This window comes from Hymenobacter sp. BT188 (assembly GCF_014333585.1).
In the GTDB taxonomy this organism is placed as follows: domain Bacteria; phylum Bacteroidota; class Bacteroidia; order Cytophagales; family Hymenobacteraceae; genus Hymenobacter.
Window position 1 is genome coordinate 719,368 of the sequence record NZ_JACSCW010000003.1, and the last position, 23,258, is coordinate 742,625.

18 protein-coding genes are annotated in these 23,258 nt (G+C 54.0%); 9 read left to right on the forward strand and 9 right to left on the reverse strand.

Annotated features, from left to right (window positions below):
• Positions 1–37 precede the first annotated feature (37 nt).
• From murG to ftsZ, 5 genes are all read left to right on the forward strand, one after another.
• Positions 38–1,174 carry an undecaprenyldiphospho-muramoylpentapeptide beta-N-acetylglucosaminyltransferase gene (gene murG, locus H8B13_RS11205; protein ID WP_187310867.1) on the forward strand — a complete coding sequence of 379 codons (1,137 nt, stop codon included), beginning with the start codon at positions 38–40 and terminating at the stop codon, positions 1,172–1,174.
• On the forward strand, positions 1,171–2,598 hold the full coding sequence (murC, locus tag H8B13_RS11210; RefSeq protein ID WP_187310868.1) for a UDP-N-acetylmuramate--L-alanine ligase: 1,428 nt from the start codon (positions 1,171–1,173) through the stop codon (positions 2,596–2,598). The genes murG and murC overlap by 4 nt, the downstream gene beginning before the upstream one ends.
• Positions 2,582–3,346 carry a cell division protein FtsQ/DivIB gene (locus H8B13_RS11215; RefSeq protein WP_187310869.1) on the forward strand — a complete coding sequence of 255 codons (765 nt, stop codon included), beginning with the start codon at positions 2,582–2,584 and terminating at the stop codon, positions 3,344–3,346. The genes murC and H8B13_RS11215 overlap by 17 nt, the downstream gene beginning before the upstream one ends.
• 104 nt (positions 3,347–3,450) lie before the next feature.
• The gene (gene ftsA / locus H8B13_RS11220) at positions 3,451–4,824 is read left to right on the forward strand and encodes a cell division protein FtsA (protein WP_187310870.1); all 1,374 of its coding nucleotides are present in this window, start codon (positions 3,451–3,453) and stop codon (positions 4,822–4,824) included.
• A gap of 104 nt (positions 4,825–4,928) precedes the next feature.
• Complete coding sequence (gene ftsZ / locus H8B13_RS11225; protein ID WP_187310871.1) at positions 4,929–6,440, forward strand: cell division protein FtsZ; 1,512 nt, start codon at positions 4,929–4,931, stop codon at positions 6,438–6,440.
• Positions 6,441–6,802: 362 nt separating this feature from the next.
• On the opposite strand, the gene H8B13_RS11230 is transcribed toward ftsZ, so the two are convergent.
• Positions 6,803–9,346, reverse strand: coding sequence for an outer membrane beta-barrel family protein (locus tag H8B13_RS11230; RefSeq protein WP_187310872.1), 2,544 nt, complete (start codon positions 9,344–9,346; stop codon positions 6,803–6,805).
• 392 nt (positions 9,347–9,738) lie between these two features.
• On the opposite strand from H8B13_RS11230, the gene H8B13_RS11235 reads away from it, so the two are divergent.
• Entirely contained in the window at positions 9,739–11,013 is a 1,275-nt protein-coding gene (locus H8B13_RS11235) for a voltage-gated chloride channel family protein (RefSeq protein WP_187310873.1), read from the forward strand.
• A 15-nt stretch (positions 11,014–11,028) separates the two neighbouring features.
• Here H8B13_RS11235 and H8B13_RS11240 read toward each other — a convergent pair whose 3' ends face one another.
• The 4 genes from H8B13_RS11240 to H8B13_RS11255 all read right to left on the reverse strand — a co-directional run bounded on the left by H8B13_RS11240 (position 11,029) and on the right by H8B13_RS11255 (position 15,158).
• Entirely contained in the window at positions 11,029–11,556 is a 528-nt protein-coding gene (locus tag H8B13_RS11240; protein ID WP_187310874.1) for an NADPH-dependent FMN reductase, read from the reverse strand.
• An 83-nt stretch (positions 11,557–11,639) separates the two neighbouring features.
• On the reverse strand, positions 11,640–12,395 hold the full coding sequence (locus tag H8B13_RS11245) for a succinate dehydrogenase/fumarate reductase iron-sulfur subunit (protein WP_187310875.1): 756 nt from the start codon (positions 12,393–12,395) through the stop codon (positions 11,640–11,642).
• 138 nt (positions 12,396–12,533) lie between these two features.
• Positions 12,534–14,468: a fumarate reductase/succinate dehydrogenase flavoprotein subunit gene (locus tag H8B13_RS11250; RefSeq protein WP_187310876.1), complete on the reverse strand. Its 1,935-nt coding sequence runs from the start codon at positions 14,466–14,468 to the stop codon at positions 12,534–12,536.
• 18 nt (positions 14,469–14,486) lie between these two features.
• A complete protein-coding gene (locus tag H8B13_RS11255) occupies positions 14,487–15,158 on the reverse strand; it encodes a succinate dehydrogenase cytochrome b subunit (protein WP_187310877.1) in 672 nt (223 codons plus the stop codon).
• A 234-nt stretch (positions 15,159–15,392) separates the two neighbouring features.
• Here H8B13_RS11255 and H8B13_RS11260 point away from each other — a divergent pair, with 234 nt between their 5' ends.
• Both H8B13_RS11260 and fabD read left to right on the forward strand, forming a co-directional pair.
• Positions 15,393–18,263, forward strand: a complete 2,871-nt coding sequence (locus H8B13_RS11260; RefSeq protein WP_187310878.1) for a gliding motility-associated C-terminal domain-containing protein — start codon at positions 15,393–15,395, stop codon at positions 18,261–18,263.
• A gap of 199 nt (positions 18,264–18,462) precedes the next feature.
• Positions 18,463–19,347: an ACP S-malonyltransferase gene (gene fabD / locus H8B13_RS11265; RefSeq protein WP_187310879.1), complete on the forward strand. Its 885-nt coding sequence runs from the start codon at positions 18,463–18,465 to the stop codon at positions 19,345–19,347.
• Between the two features lie 87 nt (positions 19,348–19,434).
• Here the strand turns inward: fabD and folK are convergent, their stop codons facing one another.
• On the reverse strand, positions 19,435–19,941 hold the full coding sequence (gene folK / locus H8B13_RS11270) for a 2-amino-4-hydroxy-6-hydroxymethyldihydropteridine diphosphokinase (protein WP_261990316.1): 507 nt from the start codon (positions 19,939–19,941) through the stop codon (positions 19,435–19,437).
• 1 nt (position 19,942) lies between these two features.
• Positions 19,943–20,818 (reverse strand): alpha/beta hydrolase family protein, encoded by an 876-nt coding sequence (locus tag H8B13_RS11275; RefSeq protein WP_187310880.1) that lies wholly within the window; start codon positions 20,816–20,818, stop codon positions 19,943–19,945.
• Between the two features lie 149 nt (positions 20,819–20,967).
• On the opposite strand from H8B13_RS11275, the gene H8B13_RS11280 reads away from it, so the two are divergent.
• On the forward strand, positions 20,968–21,948 hold the full coding sequence (locus tag H8B13_RS11280; RefSeq protein WP_187310992.1) for a polyprenyl synthetase family protein: 981 nt from the start codon (positions 20,968–20,970) through the stop codon (positions 21,946–21,948).
• Positions 21,949–21,964: 16 nt separating this feature from the next.
• Here H8B13_RS11280 and H8B13_RS11285 read toward each other — a convergent pair whose 3' ends face one another.
• Positions 21,965–22,615 carry an HAD family hydrolase gene (locus H8B13_RS11285; protein ID WP_187310881.1) on the reverse strand — a complete coding sequence of 217 codons (651 nt, stop codon included), beginning with the start codon at positions 22,613–22,615 and terminating at the stop codon, positions 21,965–21,967.
• Positions 22,616–22,719: 104 nt separating this feature from the next.
• Complete coding sequence (locus H8B13_RS11290) at positions 22,720–23,031, reverse strand: hypothetical protein (RefSeq protein ID WP_187310882.1); 312 nt, start codon at positions 23,029–23,031, stop codon at positions 22,720–22,722.
• Positions 23,032–23,258: the final 227 nt, after the last annotated feature.

Here is a 23,258-nt window from a genome sequence, read left to right on the forward strand (position 1 = left end):
CTTTAACCACCCAACAGTTCGCACAGTTCAAGCTTACATGCCCAAGTCGAATCTCCAGTTTATTTCTTCGCATCCCGAGCCTTACCGCATTATTATCAGCGGTGGGGGCACGGGTGGGCATATTTTTCCAGCGGTGGCTATCGCCAACGAGCTTCGCCGTCGTCAGCCAGAAGCCGAAATCCTGTTCGTAGGCGCCAACGGTCGGATGGAGATGACCCGGGTGCCTGAGGCTGGCTACGACATTGTAGGCCTTGATATTAGTGGCTTGCAGCGCCGCCTGACTCCGCAGAATCTGCTGTTTCCGTTGCGCGTGTTTCGGAGCGTGCAGAAGGCGGGCAAAATCATTGAGAAATTTCGCCCCGAAGCCGTTGTGGGCGTAGGTGGCTACGCTTCGGCTCCTATTCTATTGGCTGCCGCTTCGCGAGGAATTCCTGCCCTTATTCAGGAACAGAATTCCTACGCTGGGCTAGTAAATAAGCTGCTGAGTAGGCGCGTAAATCGTATTTGTGTGGCTTATGACGGCATGGAAAAGTTTTTCCCCAAGGATAAGCTCGTCCTTACTGGCAACCCAGTCCGCACCGAAATAGCTTCCGGCGACCGTGCCGAAGCACTGAAGTTTTTTGGGCTTTCGCCTGACAAGAAAACCCTGCTCGTGATCGGTGGCAGCCTCGGAGCCCGCACCTTGAACGAAGCTACTGCTGCGGCACTTTCGCGCCTGAAAGCGGCTGGCGTTCAGTTGCTGTGGCAAACAGGCAAGCTTTACTACCCAAAAGCGCAGGAGGAAGCTGCTCCATTTGCCGCGGATGGCATCCGAGCATTAGAATTCGTACAGCGCATGGACCTTGCCTATGCCGCCGCCGATGTAGTGGTTTCGCGGGCCGGTGCTTTGTCCGTTTCAGAGCTGTGCCTGACCGGTAAGCCTAGTTTACTGGTGCCCTCGCCCAACGTGGCCGAAGATCATCAGACCAAAAACGCCTTATCCTTAGTTCGCCATAAAGCCGCCTTACTCGTTCCGGATGCGGAGGCGCCTGCTCGTCTATACGACGAGGCCCTGAGCCTACTAGCCGATGAGTCGCGCCAAATGAAGCTAAGCACTAACGTGCGCCAGCTTGCCCGCCCCGACGCTACGGCCGCCATCGTAGATGAACTGCTCACTATTATGGACCGCCGATGAATCCTGTAGCCGCATTTCCTTACGTCTATTTTCTGGGCATCGGTGGCATTGGTATGTCGGCGCTAGCTCGGTGGTTTCAAGCCAATGGTCACCAGGTGAGCGGCTACGACCGCACGCCAACGCCGCTAACGGAAGCTTTAGCCGCTGAAGGTATTGCCGTGCATTACGCAGATGCCATAGAGAATATTCCGGCTGAGGTACGCGAAAATGCCCCCCAGACGCTGGTAGTGCTCACGCCGGCTATTCCAGCTGGCCATCAGGAGTGGGCCTGGCTGCGCGAGAAAGGCTATGATATACGCAAGCGCAGTCAAGTGCTGGGTCTTCTTACCCAAGGTCAACGCACCATTGCTGTGGCCGGTACTCACGGCAAAACCACCACGTCGTCCATGGTGGCGCACTTGCTCCACCACGCGGGCGTCGATTGCTCGGCCTTTCTGGGGGGCATTTCTGTGAACCTTGGGTCAAATCTTCTTTTAAGTAACGGAACGGACGCAGGGACTAAGCCTGTAGTAGTAGAGGCTGATGAGTACGACCGCAGCTTCCTGACATTGCACCCTGATGTAGCCATCGTGACCAGCACCGATGCCGACCACCTTGATATATATGGCACTCAGGATGCTCTGATAGAGTCTTTCCGGCATTTTGTAGGCCAGATAAAGCCCGGCGGCACGCTGTTGCTCAACCACACTGCCGATGCGAGCGTGGCCGCTGCGGTGCCCGCTGGTGTGCAGGTCATTCATTATGGCTTGGAAGCGGAGCAGGGAGCAAATCTGTATGCTTCCAACGTGACGGCCCACGGCCACGAGTTTCGCTTCGATGTGCATAGCCCCCTTGGTAACCTGACTCACTTGCAGCTGACTGTACCCGGCTTTCACAATGTGGAAAATATGCTGGGGGCCATTTTTGCGGCTCAATTAGAAGGAGTAGGAGCGGAGAAGCTGGCGGCGGCAGTGGCGGCTTATCGGGGCGTAAAGCGCCGCTTTGAGTTTATTGTTACCACAAATAATAAGGTGTATGTTGACGATTATGCCCACCACCCACGCGAAATAGAGGCTTTCCTTCGTTCCCTACGTGCGTTGTACCCGCAGAAACGTCTGCGCGTCATCTTCCAGCCCCACCTTTTTACCCGCACCCGCGACTTTGCTCCTGGCTTTGCCGAGAGCCTGAGCCTGGCCGATGAGGTGGTGCTTCTCGATATATATCCCGCTCGTGAGTTGCCGATTAGCGGAGTTACTTCTGAGTTGATTCTGTCTCAAATAACAGCTCCAAAGAAGTCTTTGCAAACCAAGGAGCAAGTCGTAGCGGCCGCCGCTATCGATGATGATTTCGATGTGCTGGCTACCGTTGGGGCCGGTGATATTGATCAATTGGTGCCTCAGCTACGAACCATTTTAACCAGCCGCTGGCATGAAACTCAAGCCTAACGCCAAAAATTATCTGTTTGCAGCGGCTTGCCTGTTGCTGCTCACCGGCTTGGCCGTGTTTGCTGGTGTGCGCCAAGCCAACCGGCCAGTGGGTGAGGTTATCGTGACCATCAGTAATGAATTCAACAACTATTTTATCAGCGAGCAAGAGGTAACCGCCTTGCTTACGCGCAATGGCTACCAGCGCTTGGAAGGTGCCCGGCCCGAAGACTTAAACCTGAAAGCCCTCGAAGCCCGACTGAAAGCGCACAGCTTTGTGCGCGAAGCAGAAGTGTACCGCGACTTGGCCGGCAACCTGCATGCCGACGTGCGGCAGAATCGTCCCATCGCCCGCCTGATACACGCCGATACGCGCCGCGACAGCTACCTCGACGCCGAGGGCCATGAGTTGCCGCTTTCGCCTTTGTTCACAGCCCGCGTTGTGCCTGTAGCTCGTCAGGGCGGAGCCCCCATTCCGGCTACGTTTTTTCGTGACTCCACGGGGCGTCGCTACCTCGAAGTGTTGCGCTACATCGACGAGCACCCCTTTTGGCGGGCTCAAGTGGCCGAAGTATTTATTGGGCAAAACGGCAAGCTCGCTTTTACCCAGCAAATAGGAGATCAACGAGTAGAATTTGGGTTTCCAGAGAATATTTCAGAAAAATTCGCGAAACTAATGGTATTTTACCGGCAAATTCCCCCAGTTTTAGGATGGGATACATACCACCGCGTCAATGTCGAGTTTAAAGACCAGATCATTTGCGAATAACTATACAATCTCTGTAACGCCTAAAAAGGCCCTTTAAGCGCCCGAAATAGCGTTTTTTTAGATACACACTGCAACTTCCCGCAAACCCTGCCAGTACCTACCCCATGCAAAACGATAAAATTGTAGTCGGCCTCGACATCGGCACCACCAAAATCTGCGTCCTGGTAGGACGCAAAAATGAGTTTGGCAAACTTGAAATCCTTGGCATGGGTAAAGCCGTGTCGGAGGGTGTGGTGCGCGGTATTGTGTCCAATATTGACAAAACTGTAGACGCGATCAAGAAGGCAATTCGGCAGGCAGAAGAGCAGTCTGGTATCAATATCGGCGTAGTGAACGTCGGTATTGCCGGTCAGCACATCAAGAGCTTGCAGCACAATGGCAGCATCACGCGCGCCTCGCAGGATAGCGAGATTACCGTTGATGACGTGAACCGCCTGACCAACGATATGTACCGTCTGGTAACTCCGCCCGGCTCCGAGATCATCCACGTAATGCCCCAAGACTACAAGGTGGATTACGAAGAAGGTATCATGGATCCAGTAGGCATGTCGGGGGTGCGCCTGGAAGGAAATTTCCACATTATTACTGCCCAGAGCACGGCCATCAACAACATCAATAAATGTGTTACCAAAGCCGGACTTGAAATCGATAATCTGATTCTGGAGCCACTGGCGTCGAGCATGTCAGTGTTAAGCGACGAGGAAAAGGAAGCCGGTGTAGCCCTGATTGATATTGGTGGCGGTACTACCGACTTAGCTATTTTCAAGGATGGCATTATCCGTCACGCTGCGGTGCTGCCTTTCGGTGGCAACATCGTGACCTCTGATATCAAGCAAGGCTGCTTAGTGATGCAGAACCAGGCTGAGCAGTTGAAAGTGAAATTCGGGAAGGCCATTGCAGAGGAAGCTTCCGATTACGAAATCGTAAGTATCCCAGGCTTGCGTGACCGAGCTCCCAAGGAGATTTCTTTGAAAAACCTCGCCCACATCATTGAGGCGCGGATGGAGGAAATCGTGGAGTTGGTGTACGCCGAGATTCAACGCACCGGCCACGCCGATAAGCTGGCCGCTGGTATCGTACTGACGGGTGGCGGCTCACAACTCCAAAACTTAGTGCAGCTCACCGAATACGTAACTGGTCTGGATACCCGCATTGGCTATCCCAATGAACACTTAGGCAAGAGCCGTATTGAGGCCGTAAAGTCGCCAATGTATGCTACTACCGTCGGCTTGGTGTTGGCTGGCTACCGTTCGATTGATGAGCGCGTGAGCCGCAGCTACGAGCCCGAAGAGCAAACCTATCGCCCCGCTGCTCCTGAGCCGCGCATGGAAGCGCCTGTTGTTGCTGCCGTTCCACAAAAAGCCCCCCAGGCGCCTGCACCACCCAAAAAGCCATCTGGTGCCGGCAAGTTCTTTCAGGATATCATCAGCCGCACCAAAGGCCTGTTGATCGACGATTTTGACGATAAGCAATACTAAATGGGTGGATGGGTGAATGAGCGAATGGCTGATTGTTCTCATTAAACAACCGCCTATTCCCTTGTTCACCCATTCGCCCATTCACCCATTTAGCCATTCACCTCATGAATTATAAATTCGATATTCCTTCCACTTCAAAGTCTATCATCAAGGTAATTGGTGTGGGCGGCGGTGGTTCCAACGCCGTGAACCACATGTTCAGCCAGGGCATAAAGGACGTAGAGTTCATTATTTGCAATACGGATAAGCAGGCGCTGCACAGCAGCACCGTGCCTACCAAACTGCAGATCGGCGTCGACCTTACCGAAGGCCTTGGCGCTGGCGCTAACCCCGAGCGCGGTAAGCAAGCTGCCATCGAGAGCCGCGAGCAGATTCGGGAGCTACTTAGCAACGGCACCCGCATGGTGTTCATCACGGCCGGTATGGGCGGTGGTACCGGCACCGGCGCTGCACCTGTTATTGCCAAAGTGGCTAAGGAGCTAGGCATTCTGACCGTAGGCATCGTGACCGCTCCGTTCCTGTTTGAGGGCAAAAAGAAGCGTCAGCAGGCCGAGCATGGCATCAAAGAGCTAAGCGAGAACTGCGACACCGTGCTCGTGATTCTTAACGATAAGCTGCGCGAAATCTTTGGTAATCTGCCTATCCGGGCGGCTTTCGCGAAAGCGGATAACGTGCTGAGCACGGCAGCGAAGAGTATTGCGGAGATCATCACGGTAACCAGCGAGGTGAACGTGGACTTTGAAGACGTGAAAACCGTCATGAAGGACTCGGGTGCGGCCGTTATGGGCAGCAGCATCACCGATGGCGAAAATCGCGCTCAGCGCGCCGCTGAGGAGGCTTTGGCTTCGCCGCTGCTCAACAACACCGATATTCATGGCGCGCAGAAAATTCTGCTCAGCATTATGTCGGGTGACCAGGCTGAGCTGGAAATGGATGAGCTGACCGAAATTACGGAGTACATCCAGGACAAAGCCGGCCAGGATGCTGAGGTTATCTTCGGCCACGGTATCGATTCGACTTTGGGCCAGAGCATCCGCGTAACGGTTATTGCTACGGGTTTTGCCCGTGATGCACACACCATCAACACGGGTTTTGTTAATAACAAGGTTGCTGAAGAGCAAGAGCCTGATCCGCAGATCAACTTGTTTGACAAAGATCGTCAGGAAGCGCCTACTGCGCCGATGGTGCCTACGTTTGGCACGCCGGCTCCTGCGCCCGCACCGGCGCCTGCTCCGGTTGAACCGCCCAAGGTCACTTTTGATCTGGAAACGTCGGTTTCAAACTATGTGCCGCCCGTAGCTGCGCCCTCGTCGCCGGCTCCGGAACTGATAGCTGTGCAGCAGCCTGCACCGCAGCCCCAGCATCAGCAACATGCTGCGCCGCGCCCGACACTGGATGCCCGCGCCGAAGAACGTCGTCGCCGCCTTCAGGACTTAAGCAACGGGTTGACTAATGATGCTATCAAGGATCAGCTGGAAACACCTGCTTATTTGCGCCGCCACGTGAAGCTGGAAAATGTAACACCATCGAATGAGCGCGACATTTCCCGCTTCAACCTTTCCGACGATAATGAGCTGTTAGGCGACAATCGGTTTCTGCATGACAACGTAGATTAGGTTTTACTTGATACACATAAAAGACAGAAGCCGCTGGAGATTCTCCGGCGGTTTCTGTCTTTTATGTTTACCGCTTTACCTAGGGCGAGCAAGGGTGTCAACTACGGCCGAATCTTGCCGGACTGGATCTGCTTGCTCCCTATCAGGACTGAGCGTACGTGAGCCAGACGAACTTGTCGTGCTGCACGCTCCTAGTACGGATATAGTGGCCCACATAAGAAGGATAAACGGCTTTTTCATGGCTGGGGGGCTTTTTGCGCCGCCGGAAGTTAAGCTGAAACGGGAGCTACTTGTTTGCTGTGAACACAATATCGCTAACAAAAGAAGCCGTTGGTTATACGTAACCAACGGCTTCTTTTTGCTTACTGTTGGCCCTGGCCCTGGCCGTCGCCGCCCGACTTCTGGTCATCATTGCGGATGCTCTTTTTGGGGCGGCTAGCGCGGTTGTCCATTTTACCAAATTGATAGTTAAAGCTCACGCGCACCCCACGGTTGTATACGTAGTTGTTGCTGCGGGAGGTAAAGCGGGCCGCATCCAGTTCATTGCGGAAGCGAATGGTGCGGTTGAAAGGGTTATCCAGCCCCACGCTCAGGCTGCCTTTTTTCTTGAACAGTTCCTTTTTGGCCGCAATGCTGTAGTACTGATAAGCGGAGGTACGACCCTGCAACTGCACACGGGGCGAGTTCAGGAAGCCCGAGAACTGTGCACTGTAGCCCTTGTCAAATTGATATGACGAAGAGATGTTTGCGTTATACATGAAGCCATCATTGGTGGTGTTCAGGCTAGCGCTTTTGAGCGTCACATAGTACGCATTCACGTTGCCGTTTATAGTCCACTTGTCGGTCAGCTTCGTTGAGCCAAACACGCTCATGCCGTAAGTAGCATTGCGCGCCACGTTCTGGAATGTGGTGTAAATCACTCGCGCTTCCTTATCGTCAGTCGTAATCAATGAGTCGAGTGGCACCAAGCTCGACACGCTCTCAATGGCATTGTTGGTGCGACGAGAGTAAAGCGAGAAATTCAGGTTGCTCTTCTTGATAAAGGTGCTGTAGCCTAGCTCGTATGAATCGGTTAGCTCAGCGTCAAGCTCGGGATTCCCGCGGGAAAAAATGCGCGGGTCGCTGGTGTTCAGAAAAGGATTAAGGAAGTAGATGTTTGGACGCTGCACGCGTTGGGTGTAGCTGAGCTTTAGCTTCTGGTTATTGTCTTTGCCAAAATCGCGGGAGGCAACAACGCTCGGAATAAAGTTGGTGTACTGCTGGCTGATCTGGGTATCGTTAGAGAAAAAGTCACCGCCGATGCGAGTGTGTTCTACGCGGGCACCCAATTTAAACGTGTACACTTTCAGTAAGCTAAACCCATAGGTTGCGTAGCCTGAGTACACGTCTTGGTCGTAGCGAAATTGGTTGGTGCGGTCGGGAAGGAGCAGGAAACCGCGGCCATCCACGCTATCCGCTTCGATTTGGAAATCTGTGTTTACTTGGCGTAAAATGGTTTTGGCCCCCAGTTCTAATGTGCTGGTGCTGTCGATGGGCTGCACAAGGTCGGCCTGGAAAGTGGCCTCACGGTTGCGGCTGTCGTTGAAGCTTTGCTCGCGGTAATCGGGTCCGGTAAGCTCAGGCCGGAATTGGTCGAGGTCGTATTCGTTTAGGCCTTTATTTACGCTGTAAAGAGCCAAAACGCTGAATTCCTGTCGGGGCTTAGCCAGCGTTCTGGTGTAGCCGAAGTTCAGATCGAGGTTGCGATTTTGGTTGTCGACCTCAATATCCCGGCTGTAAATGTCTGGGCCAGCGCTGGTGATGTACTCCGAACTGAGCGTGCGGGGGGCATTAAAGCGAAACAGGTTGCCGCGGGCACTAATGTTAAGAGCGTCTTTGGGCGTGAGGTCGAAGTCGGCTCCCACCTGGCTGTAAATTCCGCCGCCGAGGGTACGATTGGTGCTAAGCTGAGTCAGGGTCGCTATCGTTGTGGCGCCTTCAAAGTCGCGGCGAAAAGTTTCACCCCGGCCGCGGTTATAAAAGCCAAAGGAGCCCAAGTTCGCATTCACGCCCACTTTGCCTTTGCGTGCATTCAGGCTGGTGTTCAGGTTGCTGGAGCGCGTGCCGGCCGATACGTTCACGGAGCCGTTTACGCCGGCCAGGTCATTTTTCTTTAAAATGATGTTGACAATGCCCCCTGTGCCTTCCGCATCATACTTAGCCGAAGGCGAGGTAATAACTTCTACAGTTTTGATCTGATCGGCCGGAATCTGACGGAGCGCATCGGCTACGGATGAGGCTACGATGGTGCTGGGCTTGTTGTTGATGAGCACGCGCACGTTGGACGAGCCGCGCAGCTCCACGTTGCCATCCAGGTCTACGGCCAGCAACGGTACTTTCTTGAGCACATCAGCTGCCGTACCACCGCTGTTTGTGATGTCCTTATCGGCGTTGTAAACAATGCGGTCGACTTTGTTTTCCACTAACTCCCGCTCGCCCGTCACTTTCACTTCACCGAGCTGCTGCGTGGTAGCAGCCAGCGAAATGCCCCCCAGGTTCACTTCGCCGTCAGCCAAGCGCACATTATCCAGCACCTTTGTCTGGTAACCGACAAAGCTGATGCTGATCTTATAGGTGCCGGGAGCCACTTTGCTGAAAACAAACTTGCCTTTCTCGTCACAGATACCGCCATCCACCGCTTTGTCGGTGTTCTGATCGAGCAGCGCGACGGTCGCATATTCCACTGGCTGACCGGTTTTGCTATCCATTACAGTACCGCTGAGGCCGGCGGTACCGCGTGGGGCAGTTGGCGGCGTAACCAACGCAGGCCGCGAGGTAGGAGTGGAAGGTGTAGCTGGAGTCGTTTGGGCAAGCGTGTGAAAGGACAGGCCGAGCCCGGCCAGCAACAACGGTAATGTGTGTTTCATGAAGTAAAGGTAGAAGGGCCGGAAGGCGCTTATCTTGTTTTTCGACTAATGGAGGCCGGATGGGGCCAAAACCCAGAATTTCCGGGTGGCTAGCATAAAGTACCTTGGAGATAAAGGTAAAAAGTGAGATAACGCAGCTTGGAAGAGAGGCGATTAGCGAAGAAAAAGCCCTCCAGTCGCTATCGGTAATTATCAGATTTGCCCTACAGACAAGTATTCAAGCGTGGAGTTGCTTGTTCTGTTTATGGACGAGCTAAAATTTATAAAATAAGCGTCCGAAGCTTAGAAAAAGCCCCCCAACATCAAGCCTTGGGCGTGCTAACGCGAACACGCAGGAGCTTATTGCTGGATATGTATCTTCGTCCGACTTCCCGCTCGGCCATCGCTTATTCATGTATCGTTACTTCACTGCCCTCCGCGCCGAGTACACGCCCTTGCTGCTGTTTGCAGGCCGTTGGCTGCTGATCTGTACCGTCGTCGGTGGACTTGCGGGCACGGCATCGGCGGGCTTTCTGGTAGCGCTGGATTATGTGACGAACTGGCGCGAAGCCCACCGCTGGATTATTGCCCTATTGCCGCTGGGGGGCTTTTTGGTGGGGCTACTGTACTATTATTTCGGCCGAAGTGTGGAAGGCGGCAACAACCTGCTGCTCGACGAAATCCATTCTCCCCAAGCCACCTTGCCCTTGCGCATGGTGCCGCTGGTGCTGATTGGTACGCTGCTCTCGCATCTGTTTGGGGGCTCGGCTGGCCGTGAGGGTACTGCTGTGCAAATGGGCGCCGCCCTGGCCGACCAACTCCGCGGTCTGCTGCGCCTACCCCCCCGCGACCGGACATTGCTGCTGATTACTGGCGTCAGCGCAGGTTTTGCCTCCGTGTTCGGCACACCGTTAGCGGGCGCCGTTTTTGGACTGGAAGTATTCCTCATTGGCCGGCTGCGCTACGATGCCATCCTGCCCAGCTTTCTGGGGGCCATTCTTGCCGATTATGTCACGCGTCTCTGGGGAGTGGGGCACACCGCTTATCCGCTGCTGGCGGTGCCGGCGCCGTCACCGCTCGGGCTGCTTAGCGCCGCTTGTGCAGGTATTGTCTTTGGGCTGGCTGCCCGAAGCTTTAGTTGCCTTACGCACCTGTTGGGGGGCTTTTTTAAAAAGCTGATTGCCTGGCCACCACTTCGGCCGGTAGTTGGTGGCGTGCTAGTAGCCTTGGCCGTATGGGCTTTGGGCACCACGCGCTATATCGGCCTGGGTGTTCCGGTCATTGAGGAAGCGCTTAAAATACCGGTGCCGCCCTACGATTTTTTGCTTAAGCTTGTGCTCACAGCCCTCACTTTGGGAGCCAGTTTTAAGGGTGGCGAAGTGACGCCCTTATTTTTTATTGGTGTTACGCTGGGTAATGCATTGGCGCCGGGCTTGGCCTTGCCCATGCCGCTACTGGCGGGGATGGGTTTCGTAGCGGTATTTGCCGGCGCGGCCAACACGCCATTAGCCTGTACGCTTATGGCTATGGAGCTATTTGGCCACGAATGCGGACTGTATGCGGGCTTGGCCTGCGTGGTCAGTTACCTGTTTTCGGGCCATCAGGGTATTTATGGGGGGCAAATGATTGGGCAATCCAAACACGGTTTGTGGGCCCGTCAGCAAGGAAAGCGCCTGCGTGATTTGTAGCCGATACGCTACCGCCTAAAACGCCAGCAACTGCGTCACCTGTTCTTCCAGCAACTGCTGATATAGCGGATTCGTCAGCTTTCCATCCTCACCCAAATGCTTGTCGATAGCCGGCAAGCGGACGCGTGCCGGCAGCACCGCCGTGCCCAAATACATCAGGATATCGGTCAGATGGCTAAGTGCTAAAATGCCGCCCTGCACCCCGGTTGAAACTCCAATCAACGCCGCCTTCTTGCCACGAATACCGCCAGGATAAGGTAGGCCATCAATAAATGCTTTCAACACGCCGGGGAAAGAGCCATTGTATTCCGGCACCACGAACACCAGCTTATCGGCGTTATTAGTCAGCTCGAAAAGCTCATTGAAGCCATCGTGCCGACCTGTATTCGCATACAGAGCCGAGGTAATAAAGTCGGAGGGCAAGTCGGTGAGGTCCAGAAGCTGGCAGTCGGCGCCCTGGCTCTTAAGCAAGTCAGCGTATAAAACGGCCACCCGACGGGCCCTGGAATTCGGACGATTTGTCCCGATGATAATAGTAATCATGATGTGTGAGAGCGGAAAGTAGGGGGCAAAAAAGAGGGCGAAACGGAACCCGTTTCGCCCTCTTCCACTATAACTGCACAACCCTACGCTAGGTTTTCAGAAGTAGCTTTTGCGCTAATAAACTCGCGGTTCATTAGAGCAATATTTTCGAGCGAGATGCCTACTGGGCACTCCGCAGCGCACTGACCTATGTTGGTGCAGGCACCAAAACCTTCTTTGTCCATTTGAGCTACCATGTTCTCCACACGGGTTTTACGCTCTACCTGCCCCTGCGGCAACAAGGCTAACTGAGAAATCTTAGCCGAAACAAACAGCATAGCCGACGCATTTTTGCAGGCTGCTACGCAAGCGCCACACGAGATGCAGGTCGCTGCCTCAAATGCCTTATCGGCAATGTTCTTCGGAATCGGAATCTCGTTGCCATCAGGTACACCGCCCGTGTTCACACTGATGTAGCCACCAGCCTGAATAATGCGGTCGAAGGCCGAGCGGTCTACGCTCAGGTCGCGGTTTACGGGGAAAGCGTTGGCGCGCCAAGGCTCAATCGTAATCGTGTCGCCGTCGCTGAACTTGCGCATATGAAGCTGACACGTGGTGGTGCCTTTCTCCGGGCCGTGCGCACGGCCATTAATAAAGAGGTCGCAGGAGCCACAAATACCTTCGCGGCAGTCGTGGTCGAATGCTACGGGCTCATCGCCTTTGAGCAATAAGTCCTCGTTGAGCACATCCAGCATTTCCAGGAAAGACATTTCGGGCGAAATATCCTTCACTTGGTACTCTACTATTTTGCCCTCGCTATTACGGTTGCGCTGCCGCCATACCTTAAGCGTAAGGTTCATCGGTTTTGCATTAGGGTTATTACCGGCCATCTTATATAGTAAACTGAGAGTTGAGAGGAGAGAAGTGAGAGGGAGTAGAAAGGTGAAGAAGTATCGGACTAATGTCTCACTTTCCTCATCTTACTCCCACTTCCGGGCTTACTTGTAGCTACGCTGCGTGAGTTTTACGTTTTCGAACTGTAGCTCTTCTTTATGTAGAGTTTCAGGCTGATTATCACCCGTCCATTCCCAGGCGGCTACGTAAGCGAAGTTTTCGTCGTCGCGAAGGGCTTCGTTTTCGGGCGTCTGATATTCCTCGCGGAAATGCCCCCCGCAGCTTTCTTTGCGGTTCAACGCGTCGTCTACCATTAGCTCACCGAGCTCCAGGAAGTCAGCCACACGGCCAGCAATTTCCAGCATCTGGTTCAACTCTTCGTTGGTGCCCGTCAGTTTCAGGTCAGACCAGAACTCACGGCGCAGCTTTTGAATTTCCTGCTTGGCAAACTGTAAGCCCTCGGCGTTACGGCTCATGCCGCAATGGTCCCACATAATGTGACCAAGTGCTTTGTGAAACTCGTTCGGCGTACGGGTACCCTTGATGCTGAGCAGCTTCTGAGTACGAGCGTGCACCGCCTCCTCAGCCTCTTTAAAGGCTGCGTGCTGTGTAGTAACGGGCGTGGGGGGCATTTGTGCCAAGTAATCACCAATTGTATAAGGGATTACAAAGTAGCCATCCGCCAAGCCTTGCATGAGGGCAGAAGCACCCAGACGGTTAGCACCGTGGTCAGAGAAGTTGCACTCACCGGTAGCATACAAACCTGGGATGGAAGTCATCAGGTTGTAATCCACCCACAGGCCGCCCATGGTGTAGTGCACCGCTGGGTAGATGCGCATCGGCAGTTCGTAAGGATTTTCGGCGGTGATTTTCTCGTACATAGCAAACAGGTTGCCGTACTTCTGACTCACCTTATCTACGCCTTCGCGCTTGATAGCATCGGCAAAGTCAAGGTAAACAGCCAGGCCCGTCGAGCCCACACCACGACCTTCGTCGCAGGCCTGCTTGGCGTTGCGCGAGGCCACATCGCGGGGAACGAGGTTACCGAAAGAAGGATACTTACGCTCCAGGAAATAGTCGCGCTCTTCTTCAGGAATATCTGCCACTCGAATTTGCCCCCCACGGAGGCGCTCAGCCATTTCTTTGGTCTTCGGAACCCAAACCCGTCCGTCGTTACGCAGCGACTCCGACATCAGGGTCAGCTTCGACTGGTAGTCACCGGATACAGGAATACAAGTAGGGTGAATCTGTGTAAAGCAAGGGTTAGCGAAGTAAGCGCCTTTCTTGTGCGCACGCCATGGCGCCGTTACGTTGCAATACTTAGCGTTGGTACTCAGATAGAATACGTTACCGTAACCACCCGTGGCCAAGACTACCGCGTGAGCCGCGTGCGTTTCAATCTCACCAGTAATCAGGTTACGCGTTACGATGCCGCGAGCTTTGCCATCCACTACTACCAACTCCAACATTTCGGAGCGGGTGTACATCTTTACTTTTCCGTAAGCAATTTGCCGGCTGAGGGCAGAATAGGCCCCCAATAGTAGCTGCTGACCAGTTTGGCCCCGAGCGTAGAAGGTTCGGCTTACCTGAGCACCACCGAAGGAACGGTTAGCCAGCAAGCCACCGTATTCGCGGGCGAAGGGCACACCTTGCGCCACGCACTGGTCGATAATATTAACCGAGACCTGAGCTAAACGATATACGTTTGCTTCGCGGGAACGGTAATCACCACCTTTAATGGTATCGTAGAACAGGCGGAATACGGAGTCGCCGTCGTTCTGATAGTTTTTTGCAGCATTAATACCGCCCTGCGCCGCAATAGAGTGAGCGCGACGAGGCGAATCGTGGTAGGTAAAAGCCTTTACGTTGTAGCCCAGCTCAGCCAGCGACGCGGCCGCAGAAGCGCCTGCCAGACCCGTACCCACAATAATTACGTCGTACTTCCGCTTGTTGGCGGGATTCACAAGCTTCACATTGAACTTGTGCTTCTCCCACTTTTCGGCGAGAGGCCCCTCAGGAATTTTGGAATCCAGATTCATCGTAATACGAGGTTAGGACTATTTAAAAAAGTAGAAGTACAGCGGCATTGAGGCAAAGCCAGCACACACGACGATGGCGAAAATATAGCCGATGACGCGAATGATAGGTGTATACTTGCGGTGATTCAGGCCTAAGGTCTGGAAGCCGCTACGGAAGCCATGGATGAGGTGATAGCATAAGGCTATTTGGGCGCCCACATACAGCAACACATACCACCACTGTTTGAAAGAGGTAACAACCAAAGTATATAGGTCGTCATTGTTGTTGATATCTGGATCGAGGTCACCGAAGCGGGCCCGATAGAAGAAGTTGTACATGTGCACAATCAGGAAAATGAGGATCAAAGTGCCGAGCAGCGCCATGCTGCGCGAGTACCAAGGGCTGTTTTCCGAAGGGCGGCTGTCTACGTAGCCTACTTTGCGGGCGGCACGGTTGCGCACGGCCAGGGTGTACGACTCATATATGTGAAAACCAAAGCCTAGCACCAATACCCACTCCAAGGTTCTGATGACAGGATTGGTACCCATAAAATGGGAATAAATATTGAAGGCCGCTCCACCGTCATCCTTAAATAACTGGAGGTTACCTACTAAGTGCACAACAAGGAAAGTGCAAAGAAAAAGGCCCGTGATGGCCACAATTACCTTGCGGCCAATACTGCTAGTAAACGTCTTCGTAATCCAACTCATAGGAGTTATTGGTGATTTTGGAAAGGTCGGTTGTATATGGTCAAAGGTAAGGGCCGACCAAGTACGAAACAATCGACATCCGACGTTTAGAAAAGACATGAATCAATCTAATAGCGGGGCCGTTAGAGCTTCATAGCGAATATGTAACACCATGCGCGCGTTGTTTGTTAGGTAAACAGCGCATTTTTGCTGACCTTCTGCTCTTCTAAAAATTGTCTTTAATCGCCCTTTAATATGAAGCTTCCGCTACCTCGACGCGTTAGTTGGTTATTGTTGGGGTTGGTACTAACCATACTAGCCTCTTTGGGAGTAACGCCCACTGCTGAAGCCTCCCACATCAGGGCCGGCGATATACAGGCTAAGTCAGATACCACGCTGCCTGTTAGCGCCCGCAACCCGCGGCGCATTTTCTTCAAGATGGTACTCTTCACCGACAATGAGACCTCTAAGGTCGATGAAGATAAAGTCGCTATATTTTTTGGCGATGGGAGCTGTACGGGGGTTCGTGAAATACCGCGCACCACGCTACGTCAGGTAATTCCGGGCACCCAAATCAATGTCTATTACTTTGAGCACACTTATAATGCTCCTGGCAGCTATTTGGTCAGCTACATTGGAGAATTACGCAATGGCGGAGTACGCAACATGTCGGACTCCAACACGCAAACCTTCTATATATCTACCCGAGTTACTATTGCCCCTGAGCTTAATATAAACAGGTCACCGGTACTTAATGCGCCGGCTTATGATAAAGCCGGTGTCAATCAGGTATGGCTGCATAACCCCGCCGCTTTTGATGCCGATGGTGATTCCTTGGTATTTGAGCTGCGCCCCAGCCAGCAAGTAGCCAATGGTGTAGAGGGATCTATTAACATAGATAATTGCCGTCCCAAGCCAGTTGTTACCACTAATTATATTTTTCCTAACCTAACGGAGCCGCGTGGAGTACAGGTGCCGTATCTGAATTTTCCAGGGGGCGGAGAATCCATATTTACCCAAGATCGACGAACGGGGCAGATTGTATGGAATGCACCGAATCGGGTGGGTATTTATAATTTCGCTTTCGCCGTTCTGGAGTACCGACGAAGTGGGACCGGACCAGCTCGCCTGATAGGAGAGGTGATCCGTGATATGCAGATTCTGGTAGAGCCCACGAACAACCTGCGGCCTATCATTAACATTCCGCAAGACCTTTGCGTGATAGCCGGTACGCCCATCACCCAGACGGTTACGGCTACTGACCCGAATAATGATAAGGTAACCTTATCTGCTTTCGGGGGTGTTTTCCCGCCTGCCACCTTCGTGCAGAATTCAACCGGACCACCGCAAGCTAGCGGTACTTTCCGCTGGACGCCCCAATGCACAGATGTTGCTTCCGATCCATATACCGTTGTCTTCAAGGCAGACGACCAACCGCCATCTGGTACAGTTTTAATTGACGAGAAGGCGTGGCGTATCACAGTAGTAGGGCCGCCCCCACAAAACCTCGGTGTACGTGGTGAAGGCAACAGCGCTATTCTGACCTGGGACCGGTATACATGCAGCAATGCCAGCCGCATTCTGATTTATCGGAAAGAAGGTCCATCAAACTTTACTCCTGGCCCTTGCGAAACAGGTATTCCGGCTAGTTCGGGCTTTGTGCAGGTTGGGTCGGTGCCAGTCGGGACAGATATTTTCCGTGATGACCGAGGCGGTTTAGGCCTTGAGCGGGGCAAAAACTATTGCTATCGCATCTACGCAGAGTTTCCGCGGCCAAAAGGTGGCGCCAGCATTGCCTCCGCGGAGGTATGCTTGAATCTGCAAGGCCGGAGCGCGGTATTGACCAACGTGACCGTAGATCGTACGGATGCCACCAACGGTGCTATTACGGTGCGCTGGACCAAGCCTTTCAGCCAAAGCGGTTTCATTCCACCAGTAGGCTATCGCCTGCTGCGTTCGGTCGGTACGGCTGCGCCTACCGTGGTTTTCACGACGAATAATCTGGACGAGCTGTCGTTTGTGGATACTGGCATTAACACGCTGGCTAATACTTTTACATATCGACTAGAATTCTTCAGCAATGCAGTAACTGGACCCGGCTCAGCCGTACTAACGGAAACTTCAACGGCATCCAGCGTACGATTGGAAGGCACCGCTGACGTTTCGAACCCGAGTCTTAACCGCATCACGCTGAACTGGACGTATACGGTACCGTGGAATAATGCGCTCCGGCCCACGACTATTTATAGGCGCGATGCAACACCGGGCAGTCCGTTTGTGCAGGTAGGCACCGCGACGGGCACCGCCACGGGGGGCACATTTGTCGATCAGGGCACTACGGTCGTACCCTTGCGCAAAGGGCAGGTGTACTGTTATTATGTGGAGACAAACGGCACGTACAGCAACCCCGATATACCCGATCCGTTGTTGAACAAGAGCCAGGAAAAGTGTATCGCGTTGAATGCTGTGCCGTGTCCGCCGGTGCTAACACTGGTGCAAACCAACTGCGACAGCTTGGCCGCGCTGCCCAATTTCCCGGCACCCAACCAGGTGTATAGCAACAAGCTGCGCTGGACGCTGGGCAACACCCCCGTCGATTGCAGCCGCGAGATTGCTTACTACCGGATTCTGTATCGGGAAACGCCCGAAGGACCTCTCGTTGCCATCGACTCGGTGACGCAGCAGAGCTATGTGGATCGATTGGATCGGGATCGGCCCAACCGGCCCGGCAAGGCGACTTTTGCTGGTTGCTACGCCATTCAGGCCGTAGATGCGGTAGGCAACCGGAGTGCGCTGAGCAACATTGAGTGTAAAGACAACTGCCTGTTCTTTGTGCTGCCGAATATCTTTACCCCCAACGCTGACCAGCGCAACGATACGTTCCGGCCAAAAGTAGCGAGCCCCATCCGGCGCACGCGTTTCCAAGCCTTTAACCGCTGGGGGGTGAAAGTGTACGAAAGCGACCAAAAACCCTTAATTGAGTGGGAAGGCACCAGCAACGCAACCGAAGGCAAAGGGGGCGTGAAACTCACCGAAGGCGTGTACTACTACATTGCGGAGGTTGAATTTGCCGATTTCAATAGCACGAAGCGTACCTATAAAGGCTGGGTGGAAATCACGCGCTGATTTTCCTTTCTATAATATGTTTATCAACGGGGCGAGCCAGAAGGTTCGCCCTGTTTTTTTCTAATAGGCAGTAAAAACATAGCTGGGGGGCTTTTTTGGGCTTACCGCTCAATTTGTGCAGCTTGCGCGACCGTTGAGTTGGTTGCCAAACCGCTCATTAAACCCAACCTATTCCAAATCTCGCTTCACTTCGCGCTTTATGAAAGCAGTCATTTTTCCCGGCCAGGGCAGTCAGTTTAGCGGTATGGGCCGCGACCTTTATGAGCAGCAACCAGCCGTACGCCAGTTATTCGACCAAGCCAATGACATCTTAGGCTTTCGCCTCACTGATATCATGTTCACTGGCTCCGACGAAGATCTTCGCCAAACTAATGTCACCCAGCCGGCCATCTTTCTGCACTCGGTAGCGTTGGCCGCGAGCCTTCCAGAACTAGTTCCCGATATGGTAGCCGGGCATTCGTTGGGTGAGTTTTCGGCGTTAGTGGCAGCTAAGGTGCTGAAGTTTGAAGACGCTCTTCAGCTGGTGGCGCAGCGGGCGCAGGCCATGCAGGCTGCCTGTGAAGAACAACCTGGCACCATGGCCGCGATTCTGGGTTTGGATGATGACGTAGTAGTGCGCATCTGTCAGGAAATCAGCCAAAAAGGCGACATCGTGGTTGCTGCCAACTTTAACTGCCCCGGTCAGCTGGTTATTTCGGGTACCCAACAGGGAATTACGATTGCCTGCGAGCAGATGAAGGCGGCTGGTGCTAAGCGTGCGCTGCCTTTAAGCGTCGGGGGGGCTTTTCACTCTCCGCTTATGCAATCGGCAGAGGCGGCATTAGCCCGTGCTATCGAAACGACACCTTTTGCCGCCGGCATTTGCCCCGTGTACCAAAACGTAGATGCCGCCCCGCACCGTGACCCCAACGAAATCCGCGAAAACCTTGTGCGCCAATTAACAGCCCCCGTGCGCTGGACCCAACTTATTCAGCAGATGGCGCAAGACGGCGCTACAGAGTTCGTAGAGTGCGGACCGGGCAAAGTCTTGCAGGGATTAGTGAAGAAAATTGCCCCCCAAGCGGCGGCTAGCTCGGCAGTTTAGCCGGTTTGAACTCATGATACAAAAGCGAGGACAGAAACGTGTATTCACATTTCTGTCCTCGCTTTTTAAAGATAGCAAGCCGCCGAGCTAAGCATCAGTCCACTGCTTCACTGCCAGTTTATCGGGGCAAGCTACCAGCAGCTCAGATACCGTTTGGCCCGACACTGGATGCACTGCATCAGCCGCAATTTCAGCTAAGGGCACCAAAGCAAAGCGCCGCTGGGGCAGGGCCGGATGCGGTACTACAAGCCGGGGCGAATCCAGCACCAGCGCGTCATATAGCAGAATATCAACATCCAATGTGCGCGCATCCCAGCGCACGCGCCGCTCGCGGCCGGCCAGATGCTCCACATGCAGACAGACATCCAGCAGCGCTTCGGGGGGCAAATTTGTGCGAAGCCGCACGGCTTGGTTCAGAAAGGCGGGCTGCTGCTCTAAGCCCCAGGCAGCGGTTTCGTAAAGTGATGATGTGCTAGAAACCACGCCTGCCAACTCGCTTAGCTGCTGCACAGCGGTGCGTAGCGTGTCAACTCGGTCGCCGAGGTTGCTGCCGAGCAGCAGGTAAGCCGTGTGGGTAGTCAAGTTGGCGGCCAAGCTATTTGATGCCTTGGAAAAAGGCGATGGTGCGGTCGGCTACTTCCTGCGCCAGCCTCGGTAGCTGGTCCTCATCCCAGGGGTGCTTGCCGCCAAACATATGGCCGGCGCCCGGCAGAATAACCAGCTCAGCATCAGGCTTCCAGCTTTTTAGGTCGTGGGCCATGGCTACAGGTAAGGTTTCATCTTCGTCGCCGTGCAGGATAAGCAGGGGCTGACGCAGCTTTTCGCGCACATTCGTTGGTATATCGAGGCGCTCTTTATTCGCTTGAAAGTCTTCGACGAGTTGGTAATAAAGCGGCATGCGCTGGCCGGTGCGCGTATTATCAATGTACTGCACGCCCTCGGCCTGCCACCGCTTCATTACTTCCTCCGACCAGCGCTGGTCTATGTCGCTGATAGGCGCCCAGGCGGCCACGGCCCGCACGCGCGCGTCTTCGGCCGCTTTCAGCATGGCCAGCCCGCCGCCCCGGCTATGACCCACCAGAAACAGGCGACTCAAATCCATCTCAGGGGCTGGAATAGGCGCTTCGCCGGGCCAGTAGAGACTGTCGAGCAGGGTACCCAGGTCGTCCAGTTCCAGGCTGAAGTTGTTGTTGCCAAAGGCCTCCATGTCTTCCAGATCACCGGTGCCGCCCGGCACGATGCCGTTGTGCGAGAGGTCGAGCTTGATGAATACAAAGCCCTGACGCGCAAAGTAATCGGCCAGCACATTGAAATGACCCCAATCCTTAAAGCCTTTAAAACCATGCACAAACACGACTACCGGTTTGGGCTGGCCATCGGGCAGAAAGCGGGCATCAGCGGCAAAAGGCCGGGTGTGGCGGGAGCAGGTTAATAGGAACTCAACGGCGGTAGGAGAGAGGCTGGGGGGCATTTTGTTACCGATTAAGTAGTGTAGCAAAAGTAAGCTACGAAATTTGCCCCCCACACAGTTGAAATGAACAAAGCGCAAGAACAGCCCCGTGGTAGCCAGTTAGGAAACCGGGCGGCGGCCGCGTATCATTGCAGCGCCCAATGCCCCGCATGAAAGGAACGCTCGACGTGATACAGGCCCCGATAGCGGCCGAAATGGAGGAATTTGAACGCAAATTCCGGGCTTCGATGCAGACCAAAGTACTGCTGCTTGACAAGATAATGGGCTACATCATTAAGCGCAAAGGCAAGCAGCTGCGCCCGATGTTCGTGTTTTTCACGGCCAAAATCAGTGGCGGCGATCCGCTGCCCGAAGCTACGTTTCGCGGCGCGGCCCTCATTGAGCTGCTACACACGGCCACGCTCGTGCACGATGATGTGGTAGACGAAAGCAACTACCGCCGCGGCTTCTTTTCGATTAATGCGCTCTGGAAAAACAAGATTGCGGTGCTCGTGGGCGATTATCTGCTTTCCCGCGGCTTGCAGCTAGCGCTTGAGCACGACGATTTCGATTTGTTGAAAATCGTGAACAATGCCGTGCGGGAGTTGAGCGAAGGTGAGCTGCTGCAAATTGAGAAAGCCCGCCGCCTCGACATTACGGAGGACGTGTACTTTGATATTATTCGCCAGAAAACGGCCTCTCTCATTGCCTCTTGCTGCGCTGTGGGAGCCGCTTCGGCCGGGGCGGATAAAGAAACGATTGAGCGGGCCAGGCTTTTCGGCGAAAAAGTAGGCATGGCTTTCCAGATCAAAGACGACCTTTTCGACTTCGGTACCGACGAAATCGGCAAGCCCGTGGGCATCGACATCAAGGAGAAAAAGATGACGCTGCCGCTCATATACTCCCTGCAGCAAGCCGATTGGCTGACCAAGCGCCGCGTCATTTTCAATGTCAAAAACAATGATGGCCGCAAAGACCGGGTGCAGGCTGTAATTGAGTTTGTGAAGAAAACCGGCGGCCTCGAATACGCGGTGCAGGTGATGGAGCGCTACCGCGACGAGGCGCTCACCATTTTGCGCACCTTCCCCGATTCGCCCTCGCGCGTGTCGCTGGAGCAACTCATCAATTATACTATTGAGCGGGAGAAATAAGCCTTCGGTGCTTGTCTTATAGCAGCGTTTGCATAAACGGATCGTGGAAGTCGGCAGCGAAATGGAGCACGTTATATAGCGCGTCGAACTCCGCTTTCTGATGTGTCGTGGTCAGAATCACGGTTTTCATGCCGGCATTCTGAGCGGCTTCGGCGCCCTTCGGCACGTCTTCAAACACGATGCAGTCGGCGGGCGCAACGTGCAGCTGCTGGGCAGCTTCCAGAAATGTTTCGGGGTGGGGCTTGCTCAGCGTTACATCATCGGCGCTCACAATGGCCTGGAAGTAATGCCGAATGTTCAGATTGTTGAGCACAAAGTCGATGTTGAACATAATAGCCGCCGAGCCGATGGCCATCGGAATACCCCGCTGATGGGCGGCTTCCAGAAACTCCGGCAAGCCGGGCAACAGCTGCAAATGCGGCTGATACTCTTGCTGATAGCGCTTCTCTTTTTCCAAGGATAAGCTTTCCATCTCGGCGGCCGAAAACTTGTTGGGGCCAAACATGCGCACGAGCAGCTCCTGATTTTTGCCATACATCTGCTGCTTCACCTCAGCCCACGAAAAATTGCCCCCCAGGTCGTTATTGAGGATGGATTGCCACGCACGGGTGTGAAATTCCATGTCATGGATCATGGTGCCATTGAGGTCGAAAATAAATGCTTTCATCAGCGAAGAATGGGCCGGTAAGCACCAAGCCTGACAACCGCCTTTTAAAGGCAGCCGCCAGGCTTGGTGGTATAAAAAAGTATGGTCAGATCAACAACGAGTGTTTACGCTTCGGGCTCCGCTACCTGGTAGCTTACGCTTTCGGGCTTCACTTCCGACACATCAAACTGCACACCTTCGAAGGTGCTGCGCACGGTGATAGCATGCGTCATATCGCAGCCGGGGCACTTGATTTCCTCGGTTTCAAACTGGCCGTCATCTTCCATGGAGTTGGCCAGCAAATCGGGGGCAGGTACGCCGATCAGATCGGTGAAAACTTCGGTATTGCAGTGGTTACACTCAAATTTGAGGCCTACGGTGCGGCCCTGTAATTCGTCGAGGGGGGCAGGAGTGCCGGGTTTTTGCTGAATCCACATAGGGAGGAAGTGTTTGGTTTTGGAGATAAATGGGGAGCGGTAACGGTGGCGCCACGAAGAGGGAGGCGCTAGCAAGGTGTACGCACGTTCGGGTGTTTTGTGTTGCCATTCCCCAAAAAGCCCCCCAGAACGATAATTCCAACACCTGCAAGACTGAGCGTTTTAGCTCATTTTTCTACACGTAAAAAGCCGAGGCAGATGTAATTTGAGGCCCGCTTAATTTTCTC